Source organism: Ligilactobacillus equi DSM 15833 = JCM 10991 (genome assembly GCF_000615765.1).
Lineage (GTDB): Bacteria > Bacillota > Bacilli > Lactobacillales > Lactobacillaceae > Ligilactobacillus > Ligilactobacillus equi.
In genome coordinates, this window is sequence record NZ_BAMI01000092.1 from 1 (window position 1) to 4012 (window position 4012).

Genomic DNA, 4012 nt, shown 5'->3' on the forward strand with positions numbered 1-4012 from the left:
CCCGATTCCATAAATGCTGTAACTAAAGAAATTTTAAAGTTAAGAGTATAACTTTGGTTAGTACGCTTACTTTTAAGTCCTTCAATTCCTTGATATTTGTATAATAGACACCATTGTTGGATGGTTCTATTATTAATTGAATACTTTTTAGAAATTTCATATATATCTTTTTCTTTAGCCTCTTTTAAAATAGATAGTTTTTGTGCTGAATTAAATTTTGGTTTTCTTGCCATAAAAAATACCCTCCAAGTATTTAGATGATTTTGTATATTTCATCTGTATACTTAGAGGGTATTATAGCCCGTCGTTCCTTGTTTTTAGGATTTTATTTTCTATTAACCCTAATGTTTTTTGGGGCAACGATTTTGGTACAAGTTGATCGTCTACTACAGCAAGGAAATTTTTGGGGTGTTTTGCTGATGTTTCTAGCAGTGCTGATTGTGATTTTCTTTTTATTGGTACCATTTTTAGTAAGTTTAATCTTAATTACTAATGGCTTGCGTTTAGCGCGACAAACGAGTTACTCCTTTGGTAATCTTTTGGCTTTGTTAGCAGGGATTTTACTTTTAGCAAACTTAGTTATTTGGCAAAGATTAGACCAATTATTTGCCAGTTGGGGTCTAATTTTTAGTCATATCTACCATATGTTGGATTTGGTGATTATTTATATTCTCTTTCTATTAACCATGTTTACCGTAACTAGTTGGTTAAATTTGTGGCACTTACCACAAACTAAAGAAGATTATTTAATTGTTCTCGGTGCTGGCTTGATTGACGGAAGAGTTTCGCCAGTTTTAGCTAAACGTATCGATAAAGCAGTCGCCTTATATCGTAAAGCTTCGGGTGCTAAATTGATTATGTCCGGAGGTCAAGGAGCCGATGAGTCTCGACCTGAAGCAATAGCTATGGCAGAATATGCCCAAGAATTGGGAGTACCTGTTACAGATATTTTATTGGAGTCAGCTTCGACTAATACTTGGGAAAATATTCGTTTTTCCCAACAATTAATTCCTAAAGGAGCTAAGGTTGGGTTAGTGACCAATAGTTTTCACGTTTTACGAGCGCTCTTATTTGCTAGAAAAGAAGGGCTAGCTTGTCGAGGATATGGGAGTCATAGTAAATTTTATTTCACCTTAAATGCTTTTATTCGGGAATTTGTGGGTTATTTAGTTTTAAAAAGGAAACTAGCTTTAGTAGTTTTAATTTTGTTAGAAACATTTTATGTTGTGATTCAAATTTTTAACCGCTAGGATTAAGGAATTTTCTAAGATTGAAGTTACTATTAAAATAGAGTAAAATTAGCTTGTTTACGAAATTGAAAGTAGGATATTGAGATTGAAAGAAGAGACACAAATTAAAACGGTAGCTCAGGAAGCGAGCGCTAAAGAAAAAATGTTGCGTGGCTCGGCTTGGATGACGATTGCTAGCATGTTATCGCGTCTTCTGGGAGCTTTATATATCATTCCTTGGTATCTGTGGATGGGAGATAATGCCTTAACGGCTAACGGTTTATACACTAAGGGTTATACGGTCTACAGTATTTTTATTATGTTATCAACTGTTGGTATTCCCTCAGCCGTAGCTAAACAAGTGGCCCACTATAATTCTTTAAATGAGTATGGTATAGGTCAACGTCTTTACCGGAGAATGGTGCTATTCATGGCAGGCTTAGGGGTGTTGATGGCGGCAATCATGTGGTTTATATCTCCAGCTTTGTCGGCGGGGGATGCTCGAATGATACCAGTTTTTCGCTCATTAGCAGTGACGATTTTAATTATTCCGGTTATGAGTTTGACGCGTGGCTTTTTCCAAGGGTATCAAGATATGAAACCTTCGGCCATTTCCCAATTAGTTGAGCAATTTGCGCGAATTATCTATCTTTTAGGTTCGACCTTCTTGATTATGAAGGTTTGGCACGGTGGTTTCCAAAATGCCGTGGTACATTCCACCTTTGCGGCTTTTGTTGGTGCGGTGTTTGCGATTTTAGTTTTAGCCTATTATCGCCTGAAGGACCGCACTTCTTTCCATAAGTTAGCCCAAAATAGTAATCATCAACTCGAGATTTCTGATAAGACTTTAATCAAGGATTTACTTTGGCAGGCAGTGCCGTTTATCTTTATTGGGATTGCGATTACACTTTACAGTTTAGTGGATCAGTATACTTTCCCATTTATTATGTATTTGAGTAGTCACTACTCCACAGCTGAAATCGACAATATGTATGCTTTATTTGCTGGTAATGCCAATAAAGTAGTTATGATTGTGGTTTCCTTGGCTTTGGCAATGGCTGAGACCTCGATACCTCTTTTGACGGAAGCTAATACTAAAGGGGATCAGGAAAGTGTCCAAAAGCAGGTCGTAGAAATTCTAGAACTATTTTTCTTTATCATGTTACCATCTGCTTTTGGGATGGCAGCGGTAGCTCAACCTTTATATAATGTCTTTTACGGATATGGGCCTTATGGAACAGCGATTTTAAAGATTGCAGCTTTTACAGCGGTTACCCAAGGTTTATTCATGTTACTGGCGAATATGTTACAAGGTTTAAACCAAAATCGCCTAGCTATTAAATATATGTTATATGGTCTAGTAGTTAAATTAATTTTACAAGTTCCATTGACAGCTTACTTAGAAGCCTTTGGACCGTTAATTGCCACGGCAATTGGTCTCCTATTTTCTTCGGTTTTATGTTACCGCTACATGAAGTATGAGTTGATTTTAGATTTATCTTTCCTACAAACACGGATTAATTGGATTTTATTTGCGTCTATGTTGATGTTTGCGGTAACGGCCACACTAACATGGGGGTTAAACCAAGTGATTTCCAGTGACAATCGGCTATTTTCTCTGGTTGAATTAGTTATATGTGCCGGTGTTGGGGCCTTGATTTACGTTTACATTATGCTGAAAACACGGATTGCCGACAGTGCTTTAGGCACTAAGGTAGGCAAGTTAAGACAAATTTTGAGGATTAAATAATGCGAATTGATAAATATCTAGCCCATGCTTTAAATGTGGGGCGGACGGATGTGAAAAAAATACTCAAAGCTAAAAGGGTCCAAGTGGATGGCCAAATTATCAAAGATGGCAAGTTCCAAGTTACGGAACAAACAGTGCGGGTTGATAATCGGGTCATAACCTATCAGGAAAATTTCTACTATCTGTTGCATAAACCGAAAGGAGTGGTGACGGCTACTAAGGATGCCAGTCAAAGAACTGTTATGGACTTATTTTCAGTAGCAGACTATCGAGCTGATCTTTATCCGGTGGGACGCTAGATAAGGATACTACCGGGCTTTTATTGATTACCAATGACGGCCCACTAGGTCATAAGTTGCTGTCGCCTAAAAAGCACGTGGCGAAGACTTACTTGGCTATGGTGGCTGGTGAATTGACGTTATCGGGTCTAGAGCGGCTTCGGACCGGCTTGGAGCTTAAAAACGGTGAACAAACGCAACCAGCCCAAGTGCAAGTGCGAGAACAAGATCCTAAGAATGAAGCTAGTTTAGTGGAAATTACCATTCATGAGGGCAAGTACCATCAGGTTAAGCGGATGTTTGCAGCTATTTCTTGCCGGGTGGTAGAACTAAAACGTTTAACAATGGGAAGTTTAAGTCTACCAGCCGATTTGCCCCCTGGCGCTTATCGACCTTTAACGGACTTGGAATTAGCACAGTTAAAAGGTTAAAAAAACGAGTTTCCTTTTTCATATGAGGGAGGAAACTCGGTTTTTTAGTTAGCGAAGCGACGCATAATGGTAGGGATGGTCTGACAAATTATAGAAGGTAAGGTGACATAGTTATCTTGACTGAGTTCTCGAGCCACATAAGAATGGAAATAGACAGCTGCGTCAATGACTGCGATGGAATCTTGATTATGAAACTGAGCTAAGAAAGCCGCTAAAATTCCAGTTAATGTATCTCCCATCCCACCAGTAGCCATATAAGGCCCTCCGATACTTAATTGGTGGATTTGATTATTTGGGTGGTAAATTTCGGTTTGAAATTTTTTT

Annotated in this window: 4 protein-coding genes and 1 pseudogene; 3 read left to right on the forward strand and 2 right to left on the reverse strand. The window is 38.3% G+C overall.

What is annotated here, in order from left to right; translation table 11 throughout:
- Positions 1–233, reverse strand: a 233-nt coding sequence (locus JCM10991_RS14000; RefSeq protein ID WP_025021542.1) for a helix-turn-helix domain-containing protein, incomplete at its 3' end; no start/stop codon positions are given.
- A 24-nt stretch (positions 234–257) separates the two neighbouring features.
- Here JCM10991_RS14000 and JCM10991_RS11280 point away from each other — a divergent pair.
- The 3 genes and pseudogenes from JCM10991_RS11280 (at position 258) to JCM10991_RS14005 (ending at position 3688) form a co-directional block, all read left to right on the forward strand.
- Positions 258–1250: a YdcF family protein gene (locus tag JCM10991_RS11280; RefSeq protein WP_025021543.1), complete on the forward strand. Its 993-nt coding sequence runs from the start codon at positions 258–260 to the stop codon at positions 1248–1250.
- A gap of 85 nt (positions 1251–1335) precedes the next feature.
- Complete coding sequence (locus tag JCM10991_RS11285; RefSeq protein WP_025021544.1) at positions 1336–2979, forward strand: putative polysaccharide biosynthesis protein; 1644 nt, start codon at positions 1336–1338, stop codon at positions 2977–2979.
- Positions 2979–3688, forward strand: a pseudogene (locus JCM10991_RS14005) (pseudouridine synthase). The gene JCM10991_RS11285 and the pseudogene JCM10991_RS14005 overlap by 1 nt, the downstream one beginning before the upstream one ends.
- Positions 3689–3732: 44 nt before the next feature.
- Here JCM10991_RS14005 and JCM10991_RS11295 read toward each other — a convergent pair.
- Positions 3733–4012: NAD(P)H-hydrate dehydratase (locus JCM10991_RS11295; protein ID WP_025021545.1), on the reverse strand; the 280-nt coding region annotated here is incomplete at its 5' end.